The organism is Methanobrevibacter oralis (genome assembly GCF_001639275.1).
Classification (GTDB): Archaea; Methanobacteriota; Methanobacteria; order Methanobacteriales; family Methanobacteriaceae; genus Methanocatella; species Methanocatella oralis.
Map to the genome: position 1 here is coordinate 37887 of NZ_LWMU01000070.1, position 24837 is coordinate 62723.

Here is a 24837-nt window from a genome sequence, read left to right on the forward strand (position 1 = left end):
AAAAAATGGTTGAAGTATCAAAATTACGTAGTTTAGACATATACACAAATACTGGGCACTATGTTGGAAAAGTTGAAGACATTGTTCTTAATATTAGATTAGGTACTATTTCTAAATTGCAAGTAAGAGCTATTGAGCAAGAAAGAAGACCTGTTGGAATTATTGATCAATTTAGAGAAACTATTAGGGGAGCTCCAGAGGAAGCACATGTAAGATCTTATCAAAGCGATTTATTAACTGTTGATTTTGATAAGGTACAAGCTATTGGGGATATTATGTTAATTAATCCTCGTGATATGAAAAAAATATCTCCAGAAAACCCTATTCCTGAAGCTGTTGCTCCTAATGTTGAGGGTGAAGCTCAACAAAAAATTGATAATAAACCTCAATTTGATATAGATAAATTCTGATTATTTAATCTTCAATTTTCTTTTTTTATTTAATTTTTTTTATTTTAGTACTTATGTCGTGATTTTAATGAGAATAGGTATTATTGGCTGTGGAGCTATTGCTAATATTATTATAAGTAATATAACTTCTGAAGATAGTGGTATTGATGTTGTATATTTCTTTGATAGTGATATTGAGCGAGCAGAGAACTTAGCAGAATTGGCTAATGGAATTGCTGTTTTAGATTTTAAAGATATGCTTAACGATGTTGATTTGGTTTTAGAATGTGCTTCTCCAGATTCTGTTAAAACATATGCTCCTACAATTTTAGAACATGGATGTGACATGATTATTATGAGTATTGGAGCATTTATGGATAAAGAATTTTACATGAAAGCGTTAAAAATAGCTAAAGATAATAATGCTAGAATACATTTACCTTCAGGTGCTGTTGTAGGTTTAGATGGAATTAAAGCTGTAGCTAATTTTAATTTGGAAGAAGTAAATCTTGTAACACGCAAATCACCAAAGTCACTTGGAAAAGATATTAATACTGAAGAGGTACTGTTTGAAGGTAAAGCTTCTGATGCTGTTAAAAAGTTCCCATTTAATATTAATGTTGCTGCAACAATTAGTTTAGCTTGTAATCAGGATATTAATGTAAAAATTATTGTAGATCCTAAAGTAGATAGGAATGTTCATGAAATTACTGTTCGTGGAGATTTTGGTGAGTTTAAAACCACTACTATGAATTATCCTTGTTCTACTAATCCAAAAACAAGTATGTTAGCAGCACTTTCAGCTATTAAATTACTTAAAAGTTTCAATGAAACTATTAGTGTGGGAATGTAAATGAAAGAATATGAAGTTTATTCAGCTTTAAAGGTTCCAATAAATTCTAAAATCATTGTAAGACTGGATGGTAGAGCGTTCCATGCATTAGCTAATAATTTAAATTTAAAAAAGCCTTATGATAAAGATTTTTATAAATTAATGGAAGGTGTATGTGTGGATTTGTTTAAAGAGTTTGGTGCTTCATTTATTTACACATTTTCTGATGAAATTAATATATTGTTAGATAATATTCCTTTTAATGGTCGTGTTGAAAAATTAGATTCAGTAATAGCTAGTTTTGCTTCTTCTTCATTTATGATGCATTTAAATAAAAATATAAAAAAAGCTGTTGCTTTTGATAGTAGAATTATTCCTGTTGTTGATGAAAATATTGTTAAATATTTTAAATGGAGACAAGATGAATCTTGGAAAAATTGTATTAATTCATATGGGATTTGGCTTTTAAAATCTAAATATTCAGATAATGAAGCTAGTGATAAAATAAAAGGACTCAAATCAAATGAAATCCATGAATTATTGTTTCAGGACAATATTAACTTAAATGATGTTGATAATTATAAAAAAAGAGGCATTGCAATATATAGATCTATTAAAAAAGTAGAAGGATATAACAAAAAAGAAAATAAAAAACAAGTTTCCAATAGAAGTTTTATAAATGCTGATTGGAATATTCCTATATTTAATGAAAAGTTTTTCAAAGAAATTAATGTGATAAAATGAGCTTTCTTTCAAAATTATTTAATAATGGTGAAGAATTTAGAGAAGTGCGAGTTGACAGGGAAGTTCTTGAATCTGTAATATACTATGCTAAAAAAGCTTTTCCTGATGAATTTTTAGCTTTTTTTGATGGTGAAATAATTGATAAGGTACTATATATTACTAGTTTAATATTTTTACCTGGAGAAACTGGTCATACTGGAGCTGTTGTCCATACAGAAATGTTACCAACTGCTATGAAATATTGGGGTAGTGTACATTCACATCCAGGACCAAGTGCAGATCCTTCTGGTGCAGATTTACAAACATTTTCCAAACATGGCTTTTTTCACATGATAGTATGTCTTCCTTATAGTTTAGAAACATTTAAAGCTTATGATAGGTATGGGAATAATCAGGATTATACAGTTGGTGATTATAGTCATTTAATTGATGATGATGAATTAGATATTTTTGATGAAGATGATATTGTAAATGATAATGATGATTTTAAACCTGGCTTTTTTGATGAAGAAGATGATGAATTCTTTAAAACATTAGATGATGAGAAATCTGATGAGTATTCTAAATATGAAAATAATCATATTACAGCTTCGCCAAATGAAGTTCTTTTTATACAAATTGATAAAAATGGTAATATAAAAAATGTTACTCGAAAACCCAAAGAATAATTTCAATTTTAAAAAATAAAAAAAACAACGTGGTGAAAATAATCCATTGTTTTTTATAATTCTAATCTAATAGCTTCATACACATTATCTAAGTTTTGAATTTCTTTAACAACATCATTTGGAACTTCTTTATCTAAAGTTAAAATCATAATGGCTCTTCCACCTTTTTTATCTCTTCCAACTTGCATAATTCCAATGTTGACATCATGTTTACCTAATTTGGTGCCAATTTTTCCAATACTGCCTGGAACATCTTCATATTTGGCAATAAACATGTGTCCTTTTGGCACTACATCTACCCAATAACCATTTACTTTTAAAATTCTGGCTTCATGTAATGTGGTTCCTTCAGCAGAGAATGTATTTTCATCACTTTTAGCTATTACTTTAATTAAAGATTCATATCCTTTTGCATTATTTTTTCTACCTTCAGTAATGCTAATTCCACGATTTTTAGCTACTAATGTAGCGTTAACAGTATTAACTGGGGAGCTTAAAAATGGATTTACTGCTCCTTGAATTACAGTTCGGGTTAAAAGTTCAAGATTATCGATTTCAGCTAAATCTCCACTATAGATGATTTCAATTTCTTTTAATTTTCCATTAACTCCTTGGGAGATAAAACTACCTAATTTTTCAGCTAATTCTAAATAAGGAGATAATTCTTGGAAAGTATTATTGTCAATACGTGGCATGTTTAAAACATTTTGAGGTGTTCCGCCTTTGAATAAGTCGATAATTTCATCAGCAACAATAATAGCGGCGTCTCTTTGAGCTTCTTTAGTAGAAGCAGCAATGTGTGGAGTTAATACAATATTGTCAAGTTCTAATAATTTAGAATCTTTTGCAGGTGGTTCTTCTTCGTATACATCAAGTGCAGCTCCACCAATTTTATTTTCAGATAAAGCAACATAAAGTGCTTCTTCATCAATGATTCCACCACGTGCACAATTAGCAATAAATGCAGAATCTTTCATTATTTCAAATTCATCGGTTGAAATTAAATGTTTTGTTTCAGGAGTAAGTGGTACATGTATTGTAATAAAATCAGCATTTTTAAGAACACTTTCTAAATCAGTTAGCTCAACACCCATTTGTTTTGCAACTTCTTTAGGTAAGTATGGATCATATGCCATTGCATCCATTTCAAAGGCTTTACATCTGTTAACTACTTGAGAACCGATTCTACCCATTCCAATTATACCAAGAGTTTTTTTTCTAAGTTCAACTCCCATGAACCTTTTCTTTTCCCATTTTCCACTTTTTACAGATTTATCAGCAATTGATATTTTACGAGCAACATTAAGTAATAATCCCATGGTGTGTTCAGCTACAGTAATTGAAGTTGATTCTGGAGAGTTAACTACCATAATTCCTTTTTCGGTAGCTGCATTTAAATCAATATTATCTACTCCAACACCCGCTCTTGCGATTATTTTTAAGTTTGAAGCATTTTCAATTACTTCTCTTGTAACTTTTGTTCGACTCCTAACTACAATTCCGTCATATTCGTTAATAGTATTTACTAACTTTTCAGGGGTGATGCTAGTGTCTACAACAACTTCAGCAACTTTTTTTAGATTTTCAATACCCTTTTCATTAATTGCATCAGCAATAAGTACTTTCATATTTTCACCATAAAAATTAATTTGTAATAATAAGCATTGATTAAATTTATGTTATTTATTATATTTAAAATTAAAGAAAATTATTAATTAATTATAAACTTAATTAATTTATTTAAATTAACGAAGTAACATAGCTTTATTTTATAAATGGGGTAAATATAAGGTAGTTATTAAAACTTTGGCCCTTAATTTTTAAAAATAGCTATTTATTTATAATACTGTTATTCAAAGATATTTTATAGGTGATTATTATTTTCAATGGCAATTTAGAATTTAAAGATAAGAATATACCAAAAACAATCTTAGGTCATGCACCATTTATTGCTGAAGATTATTTTGGCCATAGATCTAGGATTTATCAACTTGATTTAATGAATAACCCTCATAATATTGCTGATGTCATTATTGAATCTTATAACCAAGGAGTAAGAGCAATAAATTTAGTAAATAAAAAACCTTTGTTAAAAGCTTATGATATTGCTTGTGAGGAAGGTTGTGAAATGAAAGTAATAGCTACTATTGGCAAGTCTGATGTTGATTATTTAATGCCTAATTATGATGTAGCTAAAGAAGTTGATTGGGAAGGTGATATTGAGCTATTTTCAAATTATGATTGTCCTTTAATGTTAATTGATGAATTTATTGTTGATGGTTATGATTGGAAATTGACTTCTGAAATTTTATCTGAAATTAATAATATTGGTTCTCTATCGGGGTTAATAACTGCTTTTCCATCTAAAACAACAGATTTAATTAAAGAAAATTTGGATTTAAATTTGTTTGATTTTTATATGATTCCATTAAATTTTTTATCATATATGATGGATATTAAATCATTTTTACCAAGTCAAAGAGAAGAATTTAGGCAAAAAATAATTGAACTAAATAAAAAAATAATAGCCACTAAGATTCTTGCAGCTGGAATTCAGATGCCTGAAGAAGCATTTGCTTTTTTTAAAAAACTTAATTATGTTGATTGTGTTGCAATAGGAGTAGCTAAAAAAGAAGAGGCTAAAAAAGATTTTTCACTTCTTAGGGATTTTTAAAATCAACTATTTCATACTCTTTAAACGGAACAATATTTTTTTGTTTAAATTCTTGGTTTAATTTTTTTAAACCTTCATCTAAATCTTTTATATTTTTATTAGATGGCTTTTTGCTTGTGATTTGTAGGTATTGTCTTGGGTTTATTTGACAGTATTCGCAGGTAAAGTTACAACATCTATTTTTTTCTTCACAACCGTAACCTTCTTGAGCCTCATCAGTACCGATTACTATATCATCTAGAATATGTGCTACTCTCTCATCAGATGCAAACATGGCAACTTTTTGAGAGTATCCACAAATACCTATTGCTTTTTGTCCCTGATAATTACAAACCCATTTAATTGGGTAGTTTTTAAGTCCATCTATTTTTAAATCTTCCATACTATCTCTCTTTTCTTTCTCTAATCATTTTTAATAACTCTTTTGAATGTTCAAATTCTTTTAATTCCCAAGATTTTATTACAGGAATACTATTAAGAGATTCTTTAATTTTATCATTATTTATTATAAATACTGGTTCTGAGGTAGTTACCATTGATAAGTCTTTTAGAGGTATTGCCATTCTTTTTAAAGTTTTTTCGCTTCTATTTTTTTCAATATTAGTTATTAGTGTGGAAAGATCTTTTGAGCTTTTTATTTTAGCTACTGCATCAAAAGGACTTTTATTTGTTAATATAACTCCATATCCAAGTTTTGATAAATCATCAGTTCCTTCTCCAATCTGGTTATATTCAATTACATCTTCTGTTGGCTGTTTTAAAAGATCTATATCAAGGGTTACTTTTGTATTTAAAATTTCTTCTAAAATCATTGCAGTTTCTGTATTTGCACGAACGATTTCATTTTCGTATTTATACATTGTAGCTCTAGATACATGAGCTAAATCTGCTAGATCTTTTAATGAAAGGGAATATTCTTCTCGGTATTGTTTTATAATATTACCGTCAATTTTAACAAAGTATCCTCCTCTGTCTGCAAGAATTTCAGGATATTCATTATAAATAATCATATTTTTCAATGTTTCGAAGTTAATTGTTGGAATATCATATCTCTCATAGATTACTCCTTCTTCTAAAAGTCCATTTCTAGATTTTGCACCAACAATGATGGGGGATGCTAAGAAAATATTAGCTAATTGTTTCATTTCATAAGCATTTCTCTCATTAATACTATCTATATTTAAAAATGTTTTTAAAAGTAAAATTAATAAGTTTTTACGAGCTACAATATCAAAAGAACCTTGTTCGTAAATATCTGAAGTTTTATATCCTTCTAATTTAAGTAAGTTTTCAATTTCTTGTAGCATTCTACTTCGAGTTAACATTCAAAACCTCTTATTTAATTAAAATTATATATTAATTATAAAGCTAATATATTTTATATAATTTAAGGTGATTATAATTAACTATTTACATATTGGAATTGATGATACAGATTCTCCTGATGGAATGTGTACAACATATTTAGCTAGTCAAATTATTAATAAGTTACATGATAATGGAATCGATATTATTGGTTATCCTAGATTAATAAGATTAAATCCTTTTGCAAAATTTAAGACACGTGGTAATGGTGGTGTTTCTTTTAAGATTTTAAATGATAATAATGTTGATCTGGCTAAAAAAATAGTTTTAAGTGAAGTTAAAAGATTATCAGTATTTGATTGTGATAATACAAATCCTGGTGTTGTTTTTTATGATGGAGATATTACTCAAGAAATGAGGGATTACGCTTTAAGAGCTATTTATTCTTTTATTACTATTGATGAGGCTTATGAATTTGGAAAGTCTGTTGGATGTGAGATGCACAAATTTAAAAAAGGTAGGGGGATTATTGGTTCTATTGCAGCTATTAGTTTGGCTTTAGATGATTTTACTTATGAATTGTTAACATATAGAATTCCTAAAAACTATGGGTCTAAAAGGCAAATTGATTATGAATCTGTTTATAATATGGATAGGCAAACTTTTCCAGATACTTTTGAAAATATTGATTATGAGGAAAAGTATGTTGCAATTGAACCTAAAACATCTTGTCCAGTTTTATATGGAATTAGATCTAATACTCCTGATGTTTTATTAAAGGCTAAAAATATGGTAAAAGTTAATGAAGAAATTCAAGACTACTGTATTTTTAAAACAAATCAACATACAGACATGCATATTCAAAAAGCAGAAAATATTGCATCAATGAAACAATATGGATGTTATGAAGTAGTAGGAACTGTTAAAAACAATCCTAGAATAATTGATGGAGGTCATTTATTTTTTTATATTTTTGATGAAACATCAGATATTGAATGTGGAGCATATGAACCAACAAAATCATTTAGAAAAACGGTTTCAGATTTACGTCCTGGAGATATTATTAAGCTTTATGGTGGTATTGGGGAGAAAAACACTTTTAATATTGAAAAATTTCAAGTTATCAAATTAAATGTGTTTCAATATCAAAATCCAATCTGCAAATGTGGAAAAAGAATGACTTCTGCTGGAAAAAATAAAGGTTTTAAATGCAGGAAATGTGGGAATAAAATTAAGTCAAATGAAAAACTTAAAATTAGAATTGAAAGAAGATTAAAAAACTCTTCGTTTTATGAAACTCCAGTTTCTGCTAGGCGACATTTATCAAAACCAATTTGCCGATTTAATTTATAGTTTTTTAGAATTTATTTGTTTTTATTTTTAATTATATTTGTTTTAAGAGATTTTTATATTTTTCACTTTTTATGAACTATTTTATTAGTTTTAGCTATTTTTATTCATATTTTGTGAATTTTTTGACTTTTAATTCGATTAATTTATATATTATGTTATAAAAAATTATTATGAGGAAAAGTTAGATTATAATTTTTTTTTACATATGTTGGAGTGGGTGTATATTACAGAAAATAAAGAAAACACTACTAATATTGAACATATTTATAGGGAAAAAACCGATAAACATATTTTAAGGAAAAATCCATGGAAGGATTATAGATTGCATTTAACTATTCTTGTTTTGGTAATTATTGCAGAATTAATCGGTCCTATTCATATAAAACTCTCAGAAAGTATTTCTATTTCTATTATGCCATTGATTTATTCAATGGTTTTAGGTTTAGTATTTTATTTAGCTAAACCAATTAAATGGATTCAAAAGAAACAAGCAAAAATTGCTGAAGGGGCTATGATGCTCTTTATTGGTGTATTGATTGCTAAATTAGCAGTAGCGAGTGGTCAATCAATTGGTATTCTATTTGAAATGGGTCCAGCTCTAATTTTACAAGAATTGGGGCATCTTGCAACTATTTTTGTAGCACTTCCAGTTGCACTTCTTTTAGGTTTTAAGGAAGAAACAATTGGTATGGTAAGTTCAATCGGTCGTGAACCTGAAGTTGCAGTTGTTATTGACAAATTTGGGTTTAATTCACCTGAATCTCGAGGTGTTTTAGCAGTATTTATTGTTGGAACTGTAATCGGAACAATATTTATTAGTTTTCTTACAAGTTTATCTATTTCATTTTTACCTCTACATCCTTATGCATTTGCAATGGCTAGTGGTGTAGGTAGTGCAAGTATGAATGCAGCTTCTGTTGGTCCAACTCTTGCAGCTTTCCCAGGACTTGAAACAAATATTCAAGCATTTTCTGGTTTTAGTAATTTACTTTCATTTTGTGTAGGTATTTATATAGTTATATTTATTGCACTTCCATTAACTCAGAAAATGTACCATTGGTTAGAGCCTAAACTGGGTAAAAATAGAAGTTTATCTATTGAGGAGGAAGAATAATGCCTGAGTTAATAGATGGATCTGAAAATGTAACTGTAACTGGTATTTTTAATTGGATCTTGTTACTTACTATATTTTCAATTATTACAGTTATTGGTAATTATGTTGGTTATAAACATCCTATGTATGATTCTTTAATTGGAATGTTCATATTATCATTAATAACTTTAGCCGGTGTTTGGATGGAAAGATATCTTCCATTTAATATTTCTTCAATTCTCTACATCAGTATAATGGGTATATTACTAGCATTTCCAGGGTCTCCCACATCTAAATTCATTGTTCATTATGTATCTCAAATAGAACTTTTATCTATTGTAACTGTATTTTTAGCATATGTTGGTATTGGAATAGGTAAAAGTTGGGATGAATTTAAAGTATTAGGTTGGAGAGCAGTTATTATAACTATTTTAGTTATTGCATCAACTTATTTAGGTGCAGCTATTGTAGCACACATTGTTTTAGTTTTCACAGGAGTTTCTGTTTAATTTATTATTTTTCAATTTAAACATATCTTTTCTAGATATTCTAATAGGTATTATGAATTAAATATAAAGTAGTATTTTATAATACTTTTTTTAAAGGATTGACTCATAACTTAACTATTTAATACTACTTTTTACTAATATATATTAAGGTGAGTTATGTTTTTAAAAAATATTGCTAAATTTACTTCTAATTATCATTATGAACAGGCATCTGCGGAATCTATTAATACGGTTAAAGCTGCGTTTATAGATTTTTTAGGTGTTACATATAGGGGAAGTAATGAAAATGCTTCAATTATAGCTTTAAATACTATTGATGAAATATTTTCTAAAAATTTAAACTCAAAAATAAATGCTTCAATTATTGGTAGGAATACTAAAACTAATATTTTAAATGCTGCTTTTTTAAATGGGATTTCAGCTCATGTTTTAGAACTTGATGATGGTCATGGAACTGCTCAACTTCATTTAGGTTCAGTTATATTTCCAACAGCAATAGCTATTTCAGAAAGTTATAATTTAACTGGAAAAGAATTTATTGAAGGTGTAATTGTAGGTTATGAAGTTGGAATTTTACTTGGAAAAATTGTTAATCCTAAGCATAGAAACAATGGATTTCATACAACTGGAACTATTGGAACAATTATTTCTGGAGTTGTAGCTTCAAAGTTACTTAATCTTGATGAAGAGCAAATTATCAATGCTCTTGGTTTGTGTGGAACTCAAGCTGCAGGTCTTTTAGAATCAGATCATGGTGGTTCTATGGGTAAAGTTTTACATGTTGGAAAAGCAGTTTATAATGGAATTTTATCAACCTTCCTTTCAAGAAATGGATTCACTGGTGCTGAAGGTATTTTTGAGGGTAATGAAGGATTTTTAAAAACAATGGTTTTTAATAATGTTGATTATACTAAAGAAGACTTTTCTATTGATGGTGTACTTGGAGATATTGGGTCTGTTCGTATTCAAGATATTTACTTTAAAAAATATCCGTTTTGTAGACATCTGCATTCATCTATTGATACAGCATTAAAGTTAAAGGCAAGTATTGGGGAGGAATATAAACACATTGATAATGTTGCTATTAAAACATATTCTGTTGCAGCTGAACATGATAATATTAATCCAAAAAATTTAGAGGAATTAAAACAAAGTTTAGCTTATGCAGTGGCCATTACTTTAGTTGTTGGAGATGTTAGTGTAGATGATGTAAATAAATTAATAGATTATGGTCTTTTAGATAATTATTCTACTGTAGATGTTGTAAATGATATTAAAAATTTGGTTAGTAAAACTGTTATTCTTACTGATGATAAATTAAATGAATTATATCCAAATAAAAGACCATCTAATGTTATTATTAAATTGGATGATACATTTAGAAATGGTATTTTTCAAAATATCACATTACTTCCAAAAGGAGATTTTGAAAATCCATTTCAACTAAAAGATTTAATTGATAAATTTAAAGGATTGAATCCTAATTATGATATTAATAAGTTAACTATTATTGATAATATTGAAGATTATTCTATGAAATATGTTATTGAGAAACTTAATGAGTAGATAGCATGGAAAAAACAAGAGAATTCTTAAAAAAAATTGGTATTGAAGAAACTGATTCTGATTTTGTATCTAAAAAAAGATTTGCAGATGGTGGACAATTTCGTTTTGAAGTTCCAGGAATTCAATCTCCTAAAACAATGAATGCCCTTTTAACAGAATCATCTAAGGAAAATATTTTTATTCATAGGGTAACTCAAACTAAAGGAATAATGCTTTTAAGTGATGATGATATATCTGAAATGGTTAATTTAGCAAAAAACTATACTTGTGAATTATTCTTAGCAGTGGGTCCAAGGGCAACTTATGATACTTCTGCTACTGTTCACACTAAAGAAGGCAGTAGGATTGGATATCGCCTTAGGGGATATGATAATTTAGTTTATGCAATAGAAGATGTAAAAAGAGCATGTAGATTAGGTGTTCGAGGAATTTTATTATATGATGAAGGATTGCTTTTTTGTTTAAATAAGATGCGAATGGCTGGTGAACTTCCAAATAATCTTCATTTTAAACTTTCTGCTCATGCAGGACATGCTAATCCTGCTTCTGCAAAATTACTTCAAGAAAATGGACTCAACTCATTAAATCCAGTACGAGATTTACAAATCCCAATGATAGCAGCTATTAGAAATTCTGTTGATATGGCTATTGACTTACATACTGAAAATCCTAAATCGACTGGAGGATTTATAAGGCATTATGAAGTTCCAGATTTTATAAAAGTAGCCTCTCCAGTATATTTAAAAACAGGTGGGTTTGTTGCTAAAAGTCATAATTGGGACACAACAGAAAAAGAAGCTATAGCTCGTATAAAACAAATGGGGCTTGTTAAAAGAGTTATTGATGAGTATTGTCCTGATAGTGTACCATCCCCTAATAAATCAAAAGACTTAGCAGTTCCCGAGTGATTTTATGGACGTTGTCGAAGATGTTTCTAAATTAGTTATTGAAGCTTCTACAAGTCTTTCTAATGATAAATTAAAAGCATTAAAAAGAGCAGTTGAAATAGAAGATAATGAAAATGCTAAATGGGTATTAAATCAGATCTTAGAAAATTATACTGTGGCTAGTAAAACTAAATTCCCATTATGTGATGATACTGGAATACCACATGTTATTATTGAATTAGGTAGTAAAAGACAAATCACAGGTGATTTAATAAACCAAATTAATGAAGGAATTTATCTGGGATTAAATAATCTTCCAGCTCGTCCAATGGCAGTTCAAGGTGATGATATTGAAAGAATCGAACAAAGCAAAGGTTTATTTGATGCTGCAGGAATGCTTAGACCTGTTTCTTTTTTAATAGATTCTTCAAATGATGATTCCACATATAAAAGAGATATTTCACCAGATACATTAAATATTCATTTATTACTTGAAGGTGGAGGTCCTGAAATACGAGCTAAAACTTATAGAGTATATCATAAACATTCTTTTGAGAATGTTACCAATACCATAATCGATTGGATTAGTGAGTCTTTAGTAATGCTTGGTTGCACTCCATCAATTCCATCAATTGGGATTGGAAGAACACATTTTGAAGCATCTTCTTTAATGCTAAAATCAATAGCTTATGGAAATCTTAACTATCAAAGTGAAACTGAAAATTATATTACAAGAAAATTAAATAAAACAAAAATTGGTCCATTAGGTTTTGGTGGTAAAACAACAGTTTTAGGTAGTTATGTTAATATTGGACCTCAAAGAGCAAGTGGAGTAAGAATAGTATCTATACGACCATCTTGTTTTGTTGAACCGCGTGTTGCAACATTAAAATTATAAATTGTTTGTGGTAAACTACTATTCATTTAATTCCCAATGTCCATTGTTTCCACTGCCAACATATTTTAAGTTGTTTATTTTTTTCATATGTCTTTCTATGGTTTTTTTACTTACTCCTGCTTCATCTGCAATAGCTTGTCTTGTAATTTTATTATTTGATTTGATTTTGTTTTTTATAAATTCCACAAGATCATTCTCATCGTGAGCGACATCGTGAGCGACATCGTGAGCGACATTTTTCCCACCAACTTTTTGAGTAGCAATTTTTTTAAGTGGAATAATTGTTCTAAAGGTATCTCCTTCTTCAAAAATAGGGTTTTCTCCTGAATAGAGTTGTGTGTAATTATATGTATTTCGCATACCTGATCCAAGTTCATCAGCAAGTCCGATTTCTCTAAATACTTTAGAAATGGGTGGATTTTTAGGGTAAGGTTCAAATTTTTGTAAATCTAATGCTCCATTTCCATGAGCTAAATTACTATTTTCAATGATGATTTTTTCATCATCAATTATCATTTTGGCAGGAAATCCACTTGAATAATCACGATGAGCTAATGTATTTGAAACGATTTCTCTTAGTATTCTATCTCTTGCATTGACATTAACAATACCTTCTAAAACAAACAAATCATTCAAATGCTTTTGACCAAATTTAATTAACCTATCATAACTATCAATTAGATTTGTGATAATAACATCTCTATCATCGTATCTGTCTTTATTTTCTACTCTAAATATTGCATCTGTTTTATGTTGGGGTAAAACAGACATAATCACATTATCTTTTCCGAAAAGCAAAATTGCTGCTAATGTAATTCCTTCTTGCCTAGTTTCAGAATCAATTAAAATCAAATTAGCACTTCTAAGTAGTTCTTCATCATCCATATCTTTCCATACATGATTTTGATTTCTTGCAATTGCCATTTTTCTTGCTTTTTCAATAATTGTTTTATCTAAAAAATCAATTCCAAGATTTGGATATACTTTATTAACATAATAAGTGCCTTTTTTTCTTGCATACATTTTATAGACAAGTTCAAAATTATCGGTAATATTTATATCTCCCTCATAAGATCTATCCCAAATTTTTCCATTGTGTCGGCATACTTGATAACCTTCAGGAACCCTAATATAAATGATTGTTTTTCCATCTATGTCCATTGCAATTGGTGTTAAATATAATGGAGGATTAATTTTTTGTGAATTATTGATGGTTGTTGTGAATTCTTTGATAATTTTATCAATTTTATCTGAACTAACTCCAATAACTTCTTTATCATCATTGACTCCTAATAATATATGTCCACCATTTCTATTATTAAAAGAACAGACTGAATCATAAATGTCTTTTGTTAAAGCATCTTTCGATGATTTAAACTCAACATCTATTTTTTCTCCCTTTTGAATAAGTTTTTTTATTTCTTCTGAAGTCATTTTTACCATCTTCAAGTAAAATTTTATATAAAAAAATAATTTTAAATCAGTCTATTTTTTCCTATATCTACTGTTTAATATATTATATTTCTTCTTTTAAAATTTTTTCTAGGAAAGTCATTTCTAAAAACTTAAGAAAAATTTTTTTAATTCACTAATTTCTTTATTTTTTCCACATTTTTCTTTTATTTTAGTTAATTATACGTTAATTATTTTTTGATTAGTTATAACTTACTTATTGATTATTTTAATTATTAAAATGGTTTATTTCATGTATTTGTTATAAATATTCATGGTAATTGGAGGATTTTTAGTCACGAATTGGTGTGAATGGGTTGAGTTATAGATGTATTTTATTTGATCGTTTAATTATTTGAGTTTTTCATTAGTTTTGAGAGGTTTCTCTCCAAAGAATATGTTATTGATGTAACAGGATTACTCGAAAAAAGTTCCCTTTTATGGTAAAAGTCTTTTAAAAGAGAAAAAGATTCGTGTGAGAGTTTCTTCTTTTCGATGTTGATCCAGTTATCTTTTAACTGCTAAAATTGTTGAAACAACTATTAATAATGAAAACAATAGAATTTATAGACTTAATCTTATAAAACCACCTAAAAATCTATTAAATGCTAAAATAATAATTTTAAATACAAAATCATTGAAATAAATATTAATAATATAATCATGCTATTTAAACAGAGTATGATTAAAAATAATTACATGAAAAACCTTTAAGTTAGGAATGATAATATTTTGATAATTTTTAAATATTTAGTTATATAAAATATGATTTATATCATTATTTGTTATTAAAAATAAGTATTTGGAGAGGTAACTTTTTGAGTAAGTATAATAATAACTATTTATTATATAATTATAAATTATAGGAAAATCAAATCATGTCTGATAATAATTTTAGAATAAATCCTCATTTTTTAAAAACAGCTATTTCTAAGGTGGAAAGAGATAAAATTGTCACTAGAGGTTATAATCAAAGAGATTTAATAGAAAAAATAAGGTATAGTGACATGGTATTCTTACTTTTAAAAAGTAGATTGCCATCTATTAAGGAAGGAAAAATCTTTAACAAGGTTTTAGTTTCATTTTGTGATCATGGTGCGACTCCTCCAAGTACTCAGACTGCAAGACTTGTTGCATCTTCCGCTTCTCCAATGAATTCTGCTGTAGCTGGTGCATTACTTTCTTTTGGCCATAAACATGCAGGAGCTATTGAGAAAGCTATGGAATTATATCAATCTAGAATAAATTCATTAGTTTTAAGTGACGATTCTGATTTTGATAATACTCAAATAGCTAGTTTAGCTATTGATATTTGTAATGAATATATATCACAAGATAAAAAAATACCTGGTTTTGGGCATAGGTATCATAATGTAGATCCACGAGCAGATAAATTAATGGAAATAGTTATAAGGGAGGGTTTTGTTGGACCTCATATTAAATTAGCTTTAGCTCTTGAAGGTTTAGTTCATGAAAGAAAAAATATTAGGCTTAATGTTGATGGAGCAAATGCAGCTATTTTATCTGATTTAGGATTTAGTCCAGATTTAGGATTAGGTGTTTTTATAATTGGTAGAATTCCTGGAATTATAGCTCATGCTCATGAAGAAACAATGGAAGAAGATGAATTTAGACGATTTTGTGACTTAGATGATATTATTTATGATGGATATTAGTGATTGATATGGAATTTAGTGATGTAATTAACAAAAGATATAGTGTTAGAGGATACTTGGATAAAGAAGTTGAAAGAGAAAAATTAGAATATGTTTTAAAAGCAGCTACAATAGCTCCTACAGGAGTAAATTACCAACCATTTAAAGTTTTTGTAATAGATACTAAAAAAAATAAAGAAGCATTATCTAAAATTTACTCAGCTCCTTGGTTTGTTGAAGCACCATATGTAATTTGTGTTGTTTCTAAAAAAGATGAAGCTTGGGTTCGTAAATGGGATAATAAAAATATTTCAGATATTGATGCAACAATTGTAATGGATCATATTATTCTTGCAGCTACTGATGTCGGTCTTGGAACTTGTTATATTGGCGCATTTAAACCAGATGAAGCTAGAAAATTTTTAAATTTATCTGATAATGAAGAACCAGTTTTATTTACACCTCTTGGATATGGAAATGCAGAACCAAGGAATACTCCAAGAATGGATTTAGATGAATTTGTTACATATATTTAGATAAAATGGATCTTTTAATATTAAATGCTAGAAATTCAAAAGAAATGAATAATATTTCTAATGAATTAGCTTTAAAAAAGTTTAAAACAATAGAACAAGATGAACATTATATTTTAAAAAAGAAAAAACGTTATGGTAACATTTTAGTTCATGCAATATCTTTATTAATTGCTTTATTCTATTTTTATCCAATTATATTTATTAACTTGGCTTATTTTACTTATAGTTATTTATGGGCATCTCCATATGTATTAATAACAACAGATACCAAAACAGAAACTGGTGATGATTTAGAGTTTAATACAATGGATGAAGTTTTAAAAAAAGCCAATGCTATTTTATAATTTCATCTACATCATATTCTTCTATTTTTCTTATAATCAAATGATTTGTTATAAGATTATTATCATATTCAGATTCTTCACCTAGTTTTGCATTTATAAATACTTCATTAGATTTATTTTCACTAAAAAATATTATAATATCTTTGATAAAATTATCATAATCTTTTTGTAATTTTTTATTACTAAATTTAAGTTCTGGAAGTTCATTTGTCCATAAATCGGATCCAACACTAAATTTTTTGTCGGTAACTTTATTATTCGATATTTCCCCATCTAATGTCAATGAAAAATTGGGATTTAAAATAATCCAAACAGCTCTTTGCATTTTAATCACTAATTCTTTATTTAATATATAATAATATAAATATTATTAAGGTGGAAAAATGTTTAATTTTAACTATAAAATATTGATATTATTTTTTTCTATTTTAATAGTGTTTAGTGCTATTTATTTAACATGAATGTTATTGATGAAAACAATGATGATGTTGTTGGTAATTCATCAGCTGATAATTTAAAAAACGATAGTAATGGAAGTGTTTGGATAGTAATTAATGGGACTTTGATTGAAGTTAATGTAAGTAATGCTTCAGATAGTGGTTCTGCTTCGGCTTAAATTACTTAAATATATAAATATTATAAAGTAATAAAATAAACCCTAGGAGTTAAAATGTCGAATATTAAAATGATTAAAAATTTAGGGTTTATATTAGCTATTATGTTAATAATTTGGGGAATTTATCAAGTTATAACTGCAAAACTAATAACTAATGAAATTATTGTCACTGCTATTATTTTAATAATGTTAGGTGTTGCATATTCCTTAATTTTATATAATAAATCTTGGACAAAGGCAATATTCTTTTTTGAAGGTTTAATCATAGGTGTTAGTGGATATTTATTTTTAGATAACCTATATGGAATTTCTTTTCTTATAATTGGTTTTATTATTGTTATAATAGCTATTCTTGCTTATATTCAAAAATTACCTGCAAGTATTTTAAAATGGTTTTATTGATAATTATAATATCTTTATTTCATTTTTATCAATTTTTTTAAGTAATTCTTATTTTTTTAGATGTTTTTTTTATCTGAATTTAAATTTTATCTATTTTTAATAATATTTATAGTAAAAGATATATATAGCGCTCGATAAAGATAACTATACCATGGTGATTAATTATGGCAGAGATATCAGACGCAATCGCAATGATAAAAAAAGCTGAATCTGATGCTGAACAAATTATTATTGATTCAGAGTCCCAATCAAAGGACTTAATCACTGAATCAAAAATAAATGCTGAAGAAACAATTTCCTCAGCTAAACAAGCAGCAGAAGAAGAAGTGAAAAATACTGTTTTTGATGCAGAAGATAAAGCTAAAGTTGAAGCACAATCTATTGCTGCAGAGTCTGAAAGTAACGTAAGTTCTTTAAAAGACAAAGCTATGGTGAATGTAGATGAGGCTGCTTCTTTTATTGTCAAAAATATTTTGTAGTGTGAGATTTATATGTTCCAGACAGTTAGAATGCGTAAAATTAGAATAGTTACACTTGATAAGTATTTAACTCAAGTAGTGGATGCTATCCATGAACAAGGGTTAGTACAAATCAGTGATATTTCTGATGGTATTCAGCAAGATCCTGAACTAGCGGAATTATTAACTCCTGCTAAGGCATCTTCACACGCTGGTAAGTTATCTTCACTTTTAATGAAAACTAATGGAATATCTGAACTATTAGGAAATTCTATATCAGAAGGCCATGGGTTTAAAGACAAATTAATGTCTTTTATTAGTCCGGATATGCCTATTCAAAAGGAAGTTGAAGATTTAGATACTGATGCTTTTATTTTAAAAGCTGAAGACATATTAGCTCAAGTTGAGAGTAAAACCAGTGTTATTGAAGGGAAACTTTCCACGCTCGACGCTGAGACAAGTGAATTACAGTCTAATAAAAGCTTAGCTACAAAATTATCTAATATTGACATAGATTTAGCTCTTTTAAAAGATTCTAAATACACTTCTGTTACTGTTGGAAGGATTAATGTTGAATCTGCTTCAGAAATCAAAACTAAATTAAGTAACTTGACTGATGAATTAGAAATATTTACAGTCCCAGGTGATGTAGAAAATAGTGTAATCATCGCAGTGGTGACTTTAAAAGAATTTAGTGATGATGTTTATTCAACACTTCGTAAATTCGATTTTGAGAAACTTGAAATAGGCGAGATTAAAGGTACTCCTCAACAAATTATTTCAAGTGCTGATAATAGATTAAAATCCATTGAATCTGAACGTGCAACAGCTAAAGCTGATTTAAGAGTAGTTGCAGAAGAATGGGATGATGAAATATTATCTCTCAAAGAACAATTAGAAAATGAAAAAGATAAGAATGATATAATTTCTGCTTTTGTTCAAACTAAGGATACTTACATGCTTGAGGCATGGATTCCTATAGATGATACTCAAAAAGTTGAACAATTAGTTGAAAAAAGTTCTGATGGACATTGTACCTTTGAAACTATTGAAGTTGAAGGTAGAGATGATGAAGACGTACCTATTTTACAACAAAATAATTGGTATGCAAAACCTTATGAGTTCCTCGTTGGTATGTATTCACCTGTACGTTATAATGCTATAGACCCAACAATTTTTGTTGCAATCATGTTCCCATTTTTCTTCGGGTTCTGTTTAACTGATGCAGTTTATGGTTTAGTTGTGTCTTTATTAGGTGTTTTATTATTACGTGGTTTAGGTAAATTAAATGATACAATGAATTCATTTGGTTGGATTCTAGTAGCATGTGGAATCTGGTCAATAATATTAGGTTTAATTACAAATGGTTTTTTAGGAGATTTACCAGAAAGAATTTTAGGTTTCCGTTTACCTACTATTGTAGGAGCTGTTGAATCATTTGTTCACCCAGATACAATCTTAATAATTGCTATATTAGTAGGTATTGTTTATCTTAATATTGGTTTTATTGTTGGTACAATCAATAATTTAAGATATGGTGATAAAAAAGAAGCTATTGGATCCCAACTTTGTTGGTTTGTTTTAGAAGCTGGTATTATATTATTAGCTTTAGGATTCGTAATGCCTGCAATTGGCATGATTGGAATGATATTAGGAGTTATACTAATACTTGCATGTATTGGAATGTTAGTTTATGGAAATGGTGCTTATGGAGTTATGGATATCTTCGGATATATGGGAGATGTTTTATCTTTTGCTCGTCTTTTAGCACTATGTTTAGCTACTGGTGGTATTGCTATGACAGTAAATATTTTAACTGTAATGGTGGGCGATATGATTCCATATGTAGGTATTGTAGTAGCTATTTTTGTCTTTATTTTTGGACATATAGCAAACTTTGCGTTCCAAGTATTAGGTGCATTTGTTAATTCATTACGTCTTAATTATGTAGAATTTTTTGCTCAATTCTTTATGAGTGGTAAAAATAACTTTGAAGCTTTTAAAGCAAAAAGAACATTTACCAAACTTAAAAATTAAAATTTTCATTTAAAGTTAAATTTATAAAATTAATATATTCAAAAAGGTGAATTAAATATGGTAGAAATTACTTTAGGTACTGCTTTAGCAGCTATTGGTGCTGGAGTAGCAATTGGTTTTGCTGGATTAGGTTCTGGTTTAGGGCAAGGTATGGCAGCAGCTGGTTCTGTAGGAGCAGTTGCAGAAGATAACGACATGTTTGCTCGGGGTATTATTTTCTCTGCATTACCAGAGACTCAAGCTATTTATGGTTTCTTGATTGCTATTTTATTATTAGTATTCTCAGGTTTATTAGGTACTGGAAAACCATTAAGTATTGAAGCAGGTATTGTAGCTATTGGTGTAGGTGCATCTATTGGTTTTGCAGGTTTAGGTTCTGGTATGGGACAAGGTATTGCAGCATCCTCATCTGTTGGTGCTATTGTAGAAGACAATGACATGTTTGCTCGTGGTATTATTTTCTCTGCATTACCAGAGACTCAAGCTATTTATGGTTTCTTGATTGCTATTTTACTTATGGTATTCGGCGGAATATTGGCGGCAGCTTAAGGAGGCAATTTGTATGAGCTCAGGCACAGATAAAATTGTTTCAAGCATAATGTCTGAAGCCCAGGAGAAAGCTGATATAATCATTCAAAATGCTAACGCAGAAGTTTCAACTATTAATGCTCGTGCAGAAAAAACTGCAGAAGCAGAAAAAAGTAAAATTTTAGAAAATGGTAAAAAACAATCTGATATGAGATATCAGCAAATCATTTCCGAAGCTAAGATGAATGCTCGTAGAGCCGAATTAGGTGCTAAAGAAGAAGTAATTGAAGCAGCTTTTACTAAAGCTAGTGAAGAGCTAAAAGCAAAAGCTTCTTCTTATGATGATGAGTACTCCCAATCTTTAATTGCAAATATAAAAGAAGCTGCTAGTGAAATTGGTGGTGGAGATTTAATTGTTCAATTAAATGGTGCAGACTCAAGCAAAATTGAAAATAAACTAAGTGAACTCTCTTCAGATATTTCTCGTGAAATTGGTACATCTACTACTCTTAAATTAGGTGAACCTATTGAAGCTATTGGTGGAGCTATTGTAAAAACCAGTAATGGATATATTGAAGTAAATAATACTATCGAATCTAGATTAGATAGATTTAAAAGTGTATTACGTAGTGAAGTTGCTAGCATATTATTTAAATAAGGAGGATAAATTATGGCTGATGAAATTGCTACATTGATTAGTTCAGTAGGACTTACACCAGAAGCATTCATTGCATTTTGTGTAATTGCAATCCTTGTAGTAGGTGCTGTAGTTGTGATCATTACATCTAGACCAATTTTGGATATTTATCCTTATCTTAATCCAAGTGCAAGAGTAAGAGCTAGAAAAGGAAGATTATTTACAGAAAAACAAATCTCTGAAATCGTTGAAACAAATGATGTTGGAGAAGTTGAAAATTATCTTAAAGGTGTTCCTGAATATGCTGATGCATTAGACGATTATCCTCTTGATAAAGCATTGGATGTTCAGCGTGCTAATACTTATGACTTTATTGCAAGAGTAGCTCCTAAGGAAGTTAAAAAGCCTTTTGTTGTAATGTCTAAGAAAACCGACATTAACAATATTAAAAGTCTTTTAACTGCTAAGGAAGTTGGCCTTACAGCAGAAGAGACTAAAGAATTATTAGTTCCATGTGGATCTTTATATGATGAACTTGAATCTTTAGTTGATGCAGAAAGTGTAACTGATATTGTCACAAGTTTAGATTCAACTGAATATGCAACTGCATTAGAAGATGCTCTTCCAAAATATGAAGAAACAAAAATGGTTCTTTCATTAGAATCTGCTTTAGATAAATTTTATTTAAGCAATTTATTACGCTCTTCAGACGTTCCGTCAGATGAAAACAAACAAATCATATTTTCATATGTAGGAACTCAAGTTGATATTGATAATCTTAAATTAATCATAAGAGCAAAAGAAGATGGATTAGATTATGATACTATTGCTCCTTATATGTTAGAAGATGGATACCAATTACGTGAATGGAAACTTAAAGATTTAATGGAATCTCCTGATGTTACAAATGTAATATCTGGTTTAGATGGTACTAAATATTCTGAAGCATTAACTGATGCTATTCCATTATACAATGAAACTGGATCAATTTATGTATTTGAAAAAGCTTTAGATGTTTATTTAGTTAACTATGCAAAATCTTTATCCTCTAAAAAACCATTAGGTGTTGGTCCAATTATTGGTTATTTAAGTCAAAAAGAAAACGAAATTAAGAATTTAAAAATTATTTCAAGAGCAAAAAGGGAAGAAGGATTTCCTAATTCTAAAATTATGGAGATGTTAATATGAGTTCAGTAGCAGTTATTGGAGATAATGACACAGTATCTGGTTTCAGATTAGGTGGCATCAAACAAGCAATTGTTGTAAATAATGCTGAAGAAGCAATTGTAGCTTTTGATAAATTTTTAGATGATGAAATTTCAATTATTATTATTACTCAACAAATGGCTAATGAGATTAGAGAACATATTAATAAAAGAATTGGTTCTGAAGTTTTACCAATGATAATTGAGATACCTGATAAAGATGGGTCCTCACAAGGATCATCTGATCAAATTAATGACCTTATTAAAAGAGTTATCGGGGTAGAGATGGTTAAATGATTATTGAAGGAAAAATTATTAAAATTGCTGGGCCTGTTATTGTCGCAGATGGTATGAGAGGGGCTCAGATGCTTGAGATGGTTAGGGTAGGTGAACAGAAGCTTATCGGGGAAATCATTGAGCTTGAAGGTGACACTGCAACTATCCAAGTATATGAAGAAACAGCCGGTATTCAACCGGGTGAAGTAGTTGAATGTACAGGAGGCGCATTATCTGTAGAACTTGGTCCAGGTGTAATGAGTTCTATTTTCGATGGTATTCAAAGGCCTTTAAGAATTATCAGAGAAGAATCTGGTGACTTTATTGCAAGAGGTATTGATGTAGAATCTATCGATAAAGAGAAAAAATGGGAATTCAAACCTGTTGCAAAAGTTGGAGATGTAGTAACTGGTGGAGATGTACTTGGTGAAGTACAAGAAACTTCTGCAGTTTTACATAAAATATTAGTTCCTCCAACTATGGAGGGTACTGTAAAAAGTTTAGCTAGTGAAGGCGAATACACAGTTCTTGAAGATATTGCAGAAATTGAAGCTGATGGTGAAGTAAAAGCAGTTCAAATGCTCCAAAAATGGCCTGTTAAAAAAAGCCGTCCATATGTAAGAAAATTAGACCCAGATATACCATTAGTAACTGGTCAAAGAGCACAAGATACTTTTTTCTCAGTAGCTAAAGGAGGAGCAGCAGCCATTCCAGGTCCATTTGGATCAGGTAAAACTGTTACCCAACAACAATTAGCTAAGTGGGCTGATGCAGACATTGTTGTGTATATTGGATGTGGAGAACGTGGTAACGAAATGACTGAAGTACTTACCGAATTCCCTTACCTTGATGACCCTAAAACTGGAAACCCATTAATGGATAGAACTGTTCTTATTGCAAATACTTCTAACATGCCAGTAGCCGCTCGTGAAGCATGTGTATATACCGGTATTACAATTGCTGAATATTACCGTGACCAAGGTTATGATGTTGCACTTATGGCAGATTCAACCTCAAGATGGGCTGAAGCTATGAGAGAAATCTCTGGAAGACTTGAAGAAATGCCTGGAGAAGAAGGTTATCCAGCTTACTTAGCATCCAGATTGGCACAATTCTATGAAAGAGCAGGAAGAGTAGAAACTATTGGTAGTGAATCAAAAGAAGCTTCAATTTCTGTTGTTGGTGCTGTATCTCCTCCTGGTGGAGACTTATCTGAACCTGTTACTCAAAACACATTACGTATCTGTAAAGTATTTTGGGCTTTAGATGCATCTCTTGCAGATAAACGTCATTTCCCTTCAATTGACTGGTTACAAAGTTATTCTTTATATGTTGATAGTATTGAAGGTTGGTGGACTGAAAACATTGCAGCAGATTGGAGAGAAACTCGTGATCAAGCAATGAGTTTATTACAAAAAGAATCTGAACTCCAAGAAATTGTTCAATTAGTTGGTCCTGATGCATTACCAGAAGCAGACCAAGCTACATTAGAAACAACTCGTATGTTAAGAGAAGATTTCTTACAACAAAATGCATTTGATGATGTGGATACATACTGTGCACCAGATAAGCAATATAAAATGCTAAAAACTATTCTTTTATTCTATAAAGAATCTCTTGCAGCTGTTAACAGAGGAGTTTCAATCCATGATATTGTTGCTTTACCTGTTAAAGAAGAGATTGGTAAAATGAAATATGTACCACAAGAAGAATTTGCATCTAAAATAGAAGAAATTCAAGCAGCAATTACTAAACAATGCAGTGAGGCTTAAA

General features: G+C 29.2%; 28 protein-coding genes. 23 read left to right on the top strand and 5 right to left on the bottom strand.

What is annotated here, in order from left to right; all coding sequences use genetic code 11:
• The first annotated feature begins 5 nt into the window (after positions 1–5).
• From MBORA_RS05815 to MBORA_RS05830, 4 genes are all read left to right on the top strand, one after another.
• Positions 6–410 (top strand): PRC-barrel domain-containing protein, encoded by a 405-nt coding sequence (locus MBORA_RS05815; protein WP_042694156.1) that lies wholly within the window; start codon positions 6–8, stop codon positions 408–410.
• Positions 411–477: 67 nt separating this feature from the next.
• On the top strand, positions 478–1242 hold the full coding sequence (locus MBORA_RS05820) for an aspartate dehydrogenase (RefSeq protein ID WP_042694158.1): 765 nt from the start codon (positions 478–480) through the stop codon (positions 1240–1242).
• The gene (locus MBORA_RS05825; RefSeq protein WP_042694159.1) at positions 1243–1965 is read left to right on the top strand and encodes a tRNA(His) guanylyltransferase Thg1 family protein; all 723 of its coding nucleotides are present in this window, start codon (positions 1243–1245) and stop codon (positions 1963–1965) included.
• Positions 1962–2633, top strand: a complete 672-nt coding sequence (locus tag MBORA_RS05830) for a Mov34/MPN/PAD-1 family protein (protein ID WP_042694160.1) — start codon at positions 1962–1964, stop codon at positions 2631–2633. Before MBORA_RS05825 ends, MBORA_RS05830 begins: the two co-directional genes overlap by 4 nt.
• A gap of 53 nt (positions 2634–2686) precedes the next feature.
• Here MBORA_RS05830 and serA read toward each other — a convergent pair whose 3' ends face one another.
• Complete coding sequence (gene serA / locus MBORA_RS05835) at positions 2687–4261, bottom strand: phosphoglycerate dehydrogenase (RefSeq protein WP_063720370.1); 1575 nt, start codon at positions 4259–4261, stop codon at positions 2687–2689.
• Positions 4262–4614: 353 nt separating this feature from the next.
• Here serA and MBORA_RS05840 point away from each other — a divergent pair, with 353 nt between their 5' ends.
• Positions 4615–5307, top strand: a complete 693-nt coding sequence (locus MBORA_RS05840) for an aldo-keto reductase family protein (RefSeq protein ID WP_063720386.1) — start codon at positions 4615–4617, stop codon at positions 5305–5307.
• Here MBORA_RS05840 and MBORA_RS05845 read toward each other — a convergent pair.
• Positions 5294–5689, bottom strand: a complete 396-nt coding sequence (locus tag MBORA_RS05845) for a hypothetical protein (RefSeq protein WP_042694161.1) — start codon at positions 5687–5689, stop codon at positions 5294–5296. The genes MBORA_RS05840 and MBORA_RS05845 overlap by 14 nt on opposite strands.
• Before the next feature lies 1 nt (position 5690).
• Positions 5691–6632, bottom strand: a complete 942-nt coding sequence (locus MBORA_RS05850; protein ID WP_042694163.1) for a transcriptional regulator — start codon at positions 6630–6632, stop codon at positions 5691–5693.
• Between the two features lie 67 nt (positions 6633–6699).
• Here MBORA_RS05850 and MBORA_RS05855 point away from each other — a divergent pair, with 67 nt between their 5' ends.
• The 6 genes from MBORA_RS05855 (at position 6700) to MBORA_RS05880 (ending at position 12918) form a co-directional block, all read left to right on the top strand.
• Positions 6700–7965 carry a tRNA(Ile)(2)-agmatinylcytidine synthase gene (locus MBORA_RS05855; RefSeq protein ID WP_042694165.1) on the top strand — a complete coding sequence of 422 codons (1266 nt, stop codon included), beginning with the start codon at positions 6700–6702 and terminating at the stop codon, positions 7963–7965.
• A gap of 208 nt (positions 7966–8173) precedes the next feature.
• The gene (locus tag MBORA_RS05860; protein WP_042694264.1) at positions 8174–9079 is read left to right on the top strand and encodes a DUF3100 domain-containing protein; all 906 of its coding nucleotides are present in this window, start codon (positions 8174–8176) and stop codon (positions 9077–9079) included.
• Complete coding sequence (locus tag MBORA_RS05865; protein WP_042694166.1) at positions 9079–9567, top strand: hypothetical protein; 489 nt, start codon at positions 9079–9081, stop codon at positions 9565–9567. Before MBORA_RS05860 ends, MBORA_RS05865 begins: the two co-directional genes overlap by 1 nt.
• 156 nt (positions 9568–9723) lie before the next feature.
• Positions 9724–11133, top strand: coding sequence for an MmgE/PrpD family protein (locus tag MBORA_RS05870; protein ID WP_042694168.1), 1410 nt, complete (start codon positions 9724–9726; stop codon positions 11131–11133).
• Positions 11134–11138: 5 nt separating this feature from the next.
• Positions 11139–12041, top strand: a complete 903-nt coding sequence (locus MBORA_RS05875) for a U32 family peptidase (RefSeq protein WP_042694169.1) — start codon at positions 11139–11141, stop codon at positions 12039–12041.
• Positions 12042–12045: 4 nt separating this feature from the next.
• A complete protein-coding gene (locus tag MBORA_RS05880) occupies positions 12046–12918 on the top strand; it encodes a fumarate hydratase (protein WP_042694170.1) in 873 nt (290 codons plus the stop codon).
• Positions 12919–12936: 18 nt separating this feature from the next.
• Here MBORA_RS05880 and MBORA_RS05885 read toward each other — a convergent pair whose 3' ends face one another.
• Positions 12937–14352, bottom strand: a complete 1416-nt coding sequence (locus MBORA_RS05885; RefSeq protein WP_042694172.1) for an AlbA family DNA-binding domain-containing protein — start codon at positions 14350–14352, stop codon at positions 12937–12939.
• A gap of 896 nt (positions 14353–15248) precedes the next feature.
• On the opposite strand from MBORA_RS05885, the gene MBORA_RS05890 reads away from it, so the two are divergent.
• Genes MBORA_RS05890 through MBORA_RS05900 form a run of 3 tightly spaced genes read left to right on the top strand, consistent with a single transcriptional unit; the run spans position 15249 to position 16905 of the window.
• Positions 15249–16046 carry a citryl-CoA lyase gene (locus tag MBORA_RS05890; protein WP_063720371.1) on the top strand — a complete coding sequence of 266 codons (798 nt, stop codon included), beginning with the start codon at positions 15249–15251 and terminating at the stop codon, positions 16044–16046.
• Between the two features lie 8 nt (positions 16047–16054).
• Positions 16055–16561 (top strand): nitroreductase family protein, encoded by a 507-nt coding sequence (locus tag MBORA_RS05895; RefSeq protein ID WP_063720372.1) that lies wholly within the window; start codon positions 16055–16057, stop codon positions 16559–16561.
• Between the two features lie 5 nt (positions 16562–16566).
• A complete protein-coding gene (locus MBORA_RS05900) occupies positions 16567–16905 on the top strand; it encodes a hypothetical protein (protein WP_063720373.1) in 339 nt (112 codons plus the stop codon).
• Here MBORA_RS05900 and MBORA_RS05905 read toward each other — a convergent pair.
• Entirely contained in the window at positions 16895–17230 is a 336-nt protein-coding gene (locus MBORA_RS05905; RefSeq protein WP_063720374.1) for a hypothetical protein, read from the bottom strand. The genes MBORA_RS05900 and MBORA_RS05905 overlap by 11 nt on opposite strands.
• Before the next feature lie 132 nt (positions 17231–17362).
• Between MBORA_RS05905 and MBORA_RS10585 the strand changes: the two genes are divergently transcribed.
• From MBORA_RS10585 to MBORA_RS05945, 9 genes are all read left to right on the top strand, one after another.
• Positions 17363–17521, top strand: coding sequence for a hypothetical protein (locus MBORA_RS10585; RefSeq protein ID WP_155930827.1), 159 nt, complete (start codon positions 17363–17365; stop codon positions 17519–17521).
• A gap of 54 nt (positions 17522–17575) precedes the next feature.
• On the top strand, positions 17576–17923 hold the full coding sequence (locus MBORA_RS05910) for a hypothetical protein (protein ID WP_042694173.1): 348 nt from the start codon (positions 17576–17578) through the stop codon (positions 17921–17923).
• Positions 17924–18087: 164 nt separating this feature from the next.
• Positions 18088–18402: an ATP synthase subunit H gene (locus tag MBORA_RS05915; RefSeq protein WP_042694175.1), complete on the top strand. Its 315-nt coding sequence runs from the start codon at positions 18088–18090 to the stop codon at positions 18400–18402.
• A gap of 12 nt (positions 18403–18414) precedes the next feature.
• The gene (locus MBORA_RS05920; protein ID WP_042694178.1) at positions 18415–20418 is read left to right on the top strand and encodes a V-type ATP synthase subunit I; all 2004 of its coding nucleotides are present in this window, start codon (positions 18415–18417) and stop codon (positions 20416–20418) included.
• Between the two features lie 57 nt (positions 20419–20475).
• Positions 20476–20967: an ATP synthase subunit K gene (locus MBORA_RS05925; protein ID WP_042694179.1), complete on the top strand. Its 492-nt coding sequence runs from the start codon at positions 20476–20478 to the stop codon at positions 20965–20967.
• 13 nt (positions 20968–20980) lie between these two features.
• Entirely contained in the window at positions 20981–21604 is a 624-nt protein-coding gene (locus MBORA_RS05930; RefSeq protein ID WP_042694180.1) for a V-type proton ATPase subunit E, read from the top strand.
• Between the two features lie 12 nt (positions 21605–21616).
• Positions 21617–22771, top strand: a complete 1155-nt coding sequence (locus MBORA_RS05935) for a V-type ATP synthase subunit C (protein ID WP_042694182.1) — start codon at positions 21617–21619, stop codon at positions 22769–22771.
• The gene (locus tag MBORA_RS05940) at positions 22768–23085 is read left to right on the top strand and encodes a V-type ATP synthase subunit F (RefSeq protein ID WP_042694184.1); all 318 of its coding nucleotides are present in this window, start codon (positions 22768–22770) and stop codon (positions 23083–23085) included. The genes MBORA_RS05935 and MBORA_RS05940 overlap by 4 nt, the downstream gene beginning before the upstream one ends.
• Entirely contained in the window at positions 23082–24836 is a 1755-nt protein-coding gene (locus tag MBORA_RS05945; protein ID WP_042694185.1) for an ATP synthase subunit A, read from the top strand. Before MBORA_RS05940 ends, MBORA_RS05945 begins: the two co-directional genes overlap by 4 nt.
• Position 24837: the final 1 nt, after the last annotated feature.

Bases quoted from the DNA above. Each gene is read 5' to 3' on its own strand.
- MBORA_RS05815 (WP_042694156.1), top strand. From the start codon at position 6: ATGGTTGAAGTATCAAAATTACGTAGTTTAGACATATACACAAATACT.
- MBORA_RS05820 (WP_042694158.1), top strand. From the start codon at position 478: ATGAGAATAGGTATTATTGGCTGTGGAGCTATTGCTAATATTATTATA.
- MBORA_RS05825 (WP_042694159.1), top strand. From the start codon at position 1,243: ATGAAAGAATATGAAGTTTATTCAGCTTTAAAGGTTCCAATAAATTCT.
- MBORA_RS05830 (WP_042694160.1), top strand. From the start codon at position 1,962: ATGAGCTTTCTTTCAAAATTATTTAATAATGGTGAAGAATTTAGAGAA.
- serA (WP_063720370.1), bottom strand. From the start codon at position 4,261: ATGAAAGTACTTATTGCTGATGCAATTAATGAAAAGGGTATTGAAAAT.
- MBORA_RS05845 (WP_042694161.1), bottom strand. From the start codon at position 5,689: ATGGAAGATTTAAAAATAGATGGACTTAAAAACTACCCAATTAAATGG.
- MBORA_RS05850 (WP_042694163.1), bottom strand. From the start codon at position 6,632: ATGTTAACTCGAAGTAGAATGCTACAAGAAATTGAAAACTTACTTAAA.
- MBORA_RS05865 (WP_042694166.1), top strand. From the start codon at position 9,079: ATGCCTGAGTTAATAGATGGATCTGAAAATGTAACTGTAACTGGTATT.
- MBORA_RS05870 (WP_042694168.1), top strand. From the start codon at position 9,724: ATGTTTTTAAAAAATATTGCTAAATTTACTTCTAATTATCATTATGAA.
- MBORA_RS05875 (WP_042694169.1), top strand. From the start codon at position 11,139: ATGGAAAAAACAAGAGAATTCTTAAAAAAAATTGGTATTGAAGAAACT.
- MBORA_RS05880 (WP_042694170.1), top strand. From the start codon at position 12,046: ATGGACGTTGTCGAAGATGTTTCTAAATTAGTTATTGAAGCTTCTACA.
- MBORA_RS05885 (WP_042694172.1), bottom strand. From the start codon at position 14,352: ATGACTTCAGAAGAAATAAAAAAACTTATTCAAAAGGGAGAAAAAATA.
- MBORA_RS05890 (WP_063720371.1), top strand. From the start codon at position 15,249: ATGTCTGATAATAATTTTAGAATAAATCCTCATTTTTTAAAAACAGCT.
- MBORA_RS05895 (WP_063720372.1), top strand. From the start codon at position 16,055: ATGGAATTTAGTGATGTAATTAACAAAAGATATAGTGTTAGAGGATAC.
- MBORA_RS05900 (WP_063720373.1), top strand. From the start codon at position 16,567: ATGGATCTTTTAATATTAAATGCTAGAAATTCAAAAGAAATGAATAAT.
- MBORA_RS05905 (WP_063720374.1), bottom strand. From the start codon at position 17,230: ATGCAAAGAGCTGTTTGGATTATTTTAAATCCCAATTTTTCATTGACA.
- MBORA_RS10585 (WP_155930827.1), top strand. From the start codon at position 17,363: ATGAATGTTATTGATGAAAACAATGATGATGTTGTTGGTAATTCATCA.
- MBORA_RS05910 (WP_042694173.1), top strand. From the start codon at position 17,576: ATGTCGAATATTAAAATGATTAAAAATTTAGGGTTTATATTAGCTATT.
- MBORA_RS05915 (WP_042694175.1), top strand. From the start codon at position 18,088: ATGGCAGAGATATCAGACGCAATCGCAATGATAAAAAAAGCTGAATCT.
- MBORA_RS05920 (WP_042694178.1), top strand. From the start codon at position 18,415: ATGTTCCAGACAGTTAGAATGCGTAAAATTAGAATAGTTACACTTGAT.
- MBORA_RS05925 (WP_042694179.1), top strand. From the start codon at position 20,476: ATGGTAGAAATTACTTTAGGTACTGCTTTAGCAGCTATTGGTGCTGGA.
- MBORA_RS05930 (WP_042694180.1), top strand. From the start codon at position 20,981: ATGAGCTCAGGCACAGATAAAATTGTTTCAAGCATAATGTCTGAAGCC.
- MBORA_RS05935 (WP_042694182.1), top strand. From the start codon at position 21,617: ATGGCTGATGAAATTGCTACATTGATTAGTTCAGTAGGACTTACACCA.
- MBORA_RS05940 (WP_042694184.1), top strand. From the start codon at position 22,768: ATGAGTTCAGTAGCAGTTATTGGAGATAATGACACAGTATCTGGTTTC.
- MBORA_RS05945 (WP_042694185.1), top strand. From the start codon at position 23,082: ATGATTATTGAAGGAAAAATTATTAAAATTGCTGGGCCTGTTATTGTC.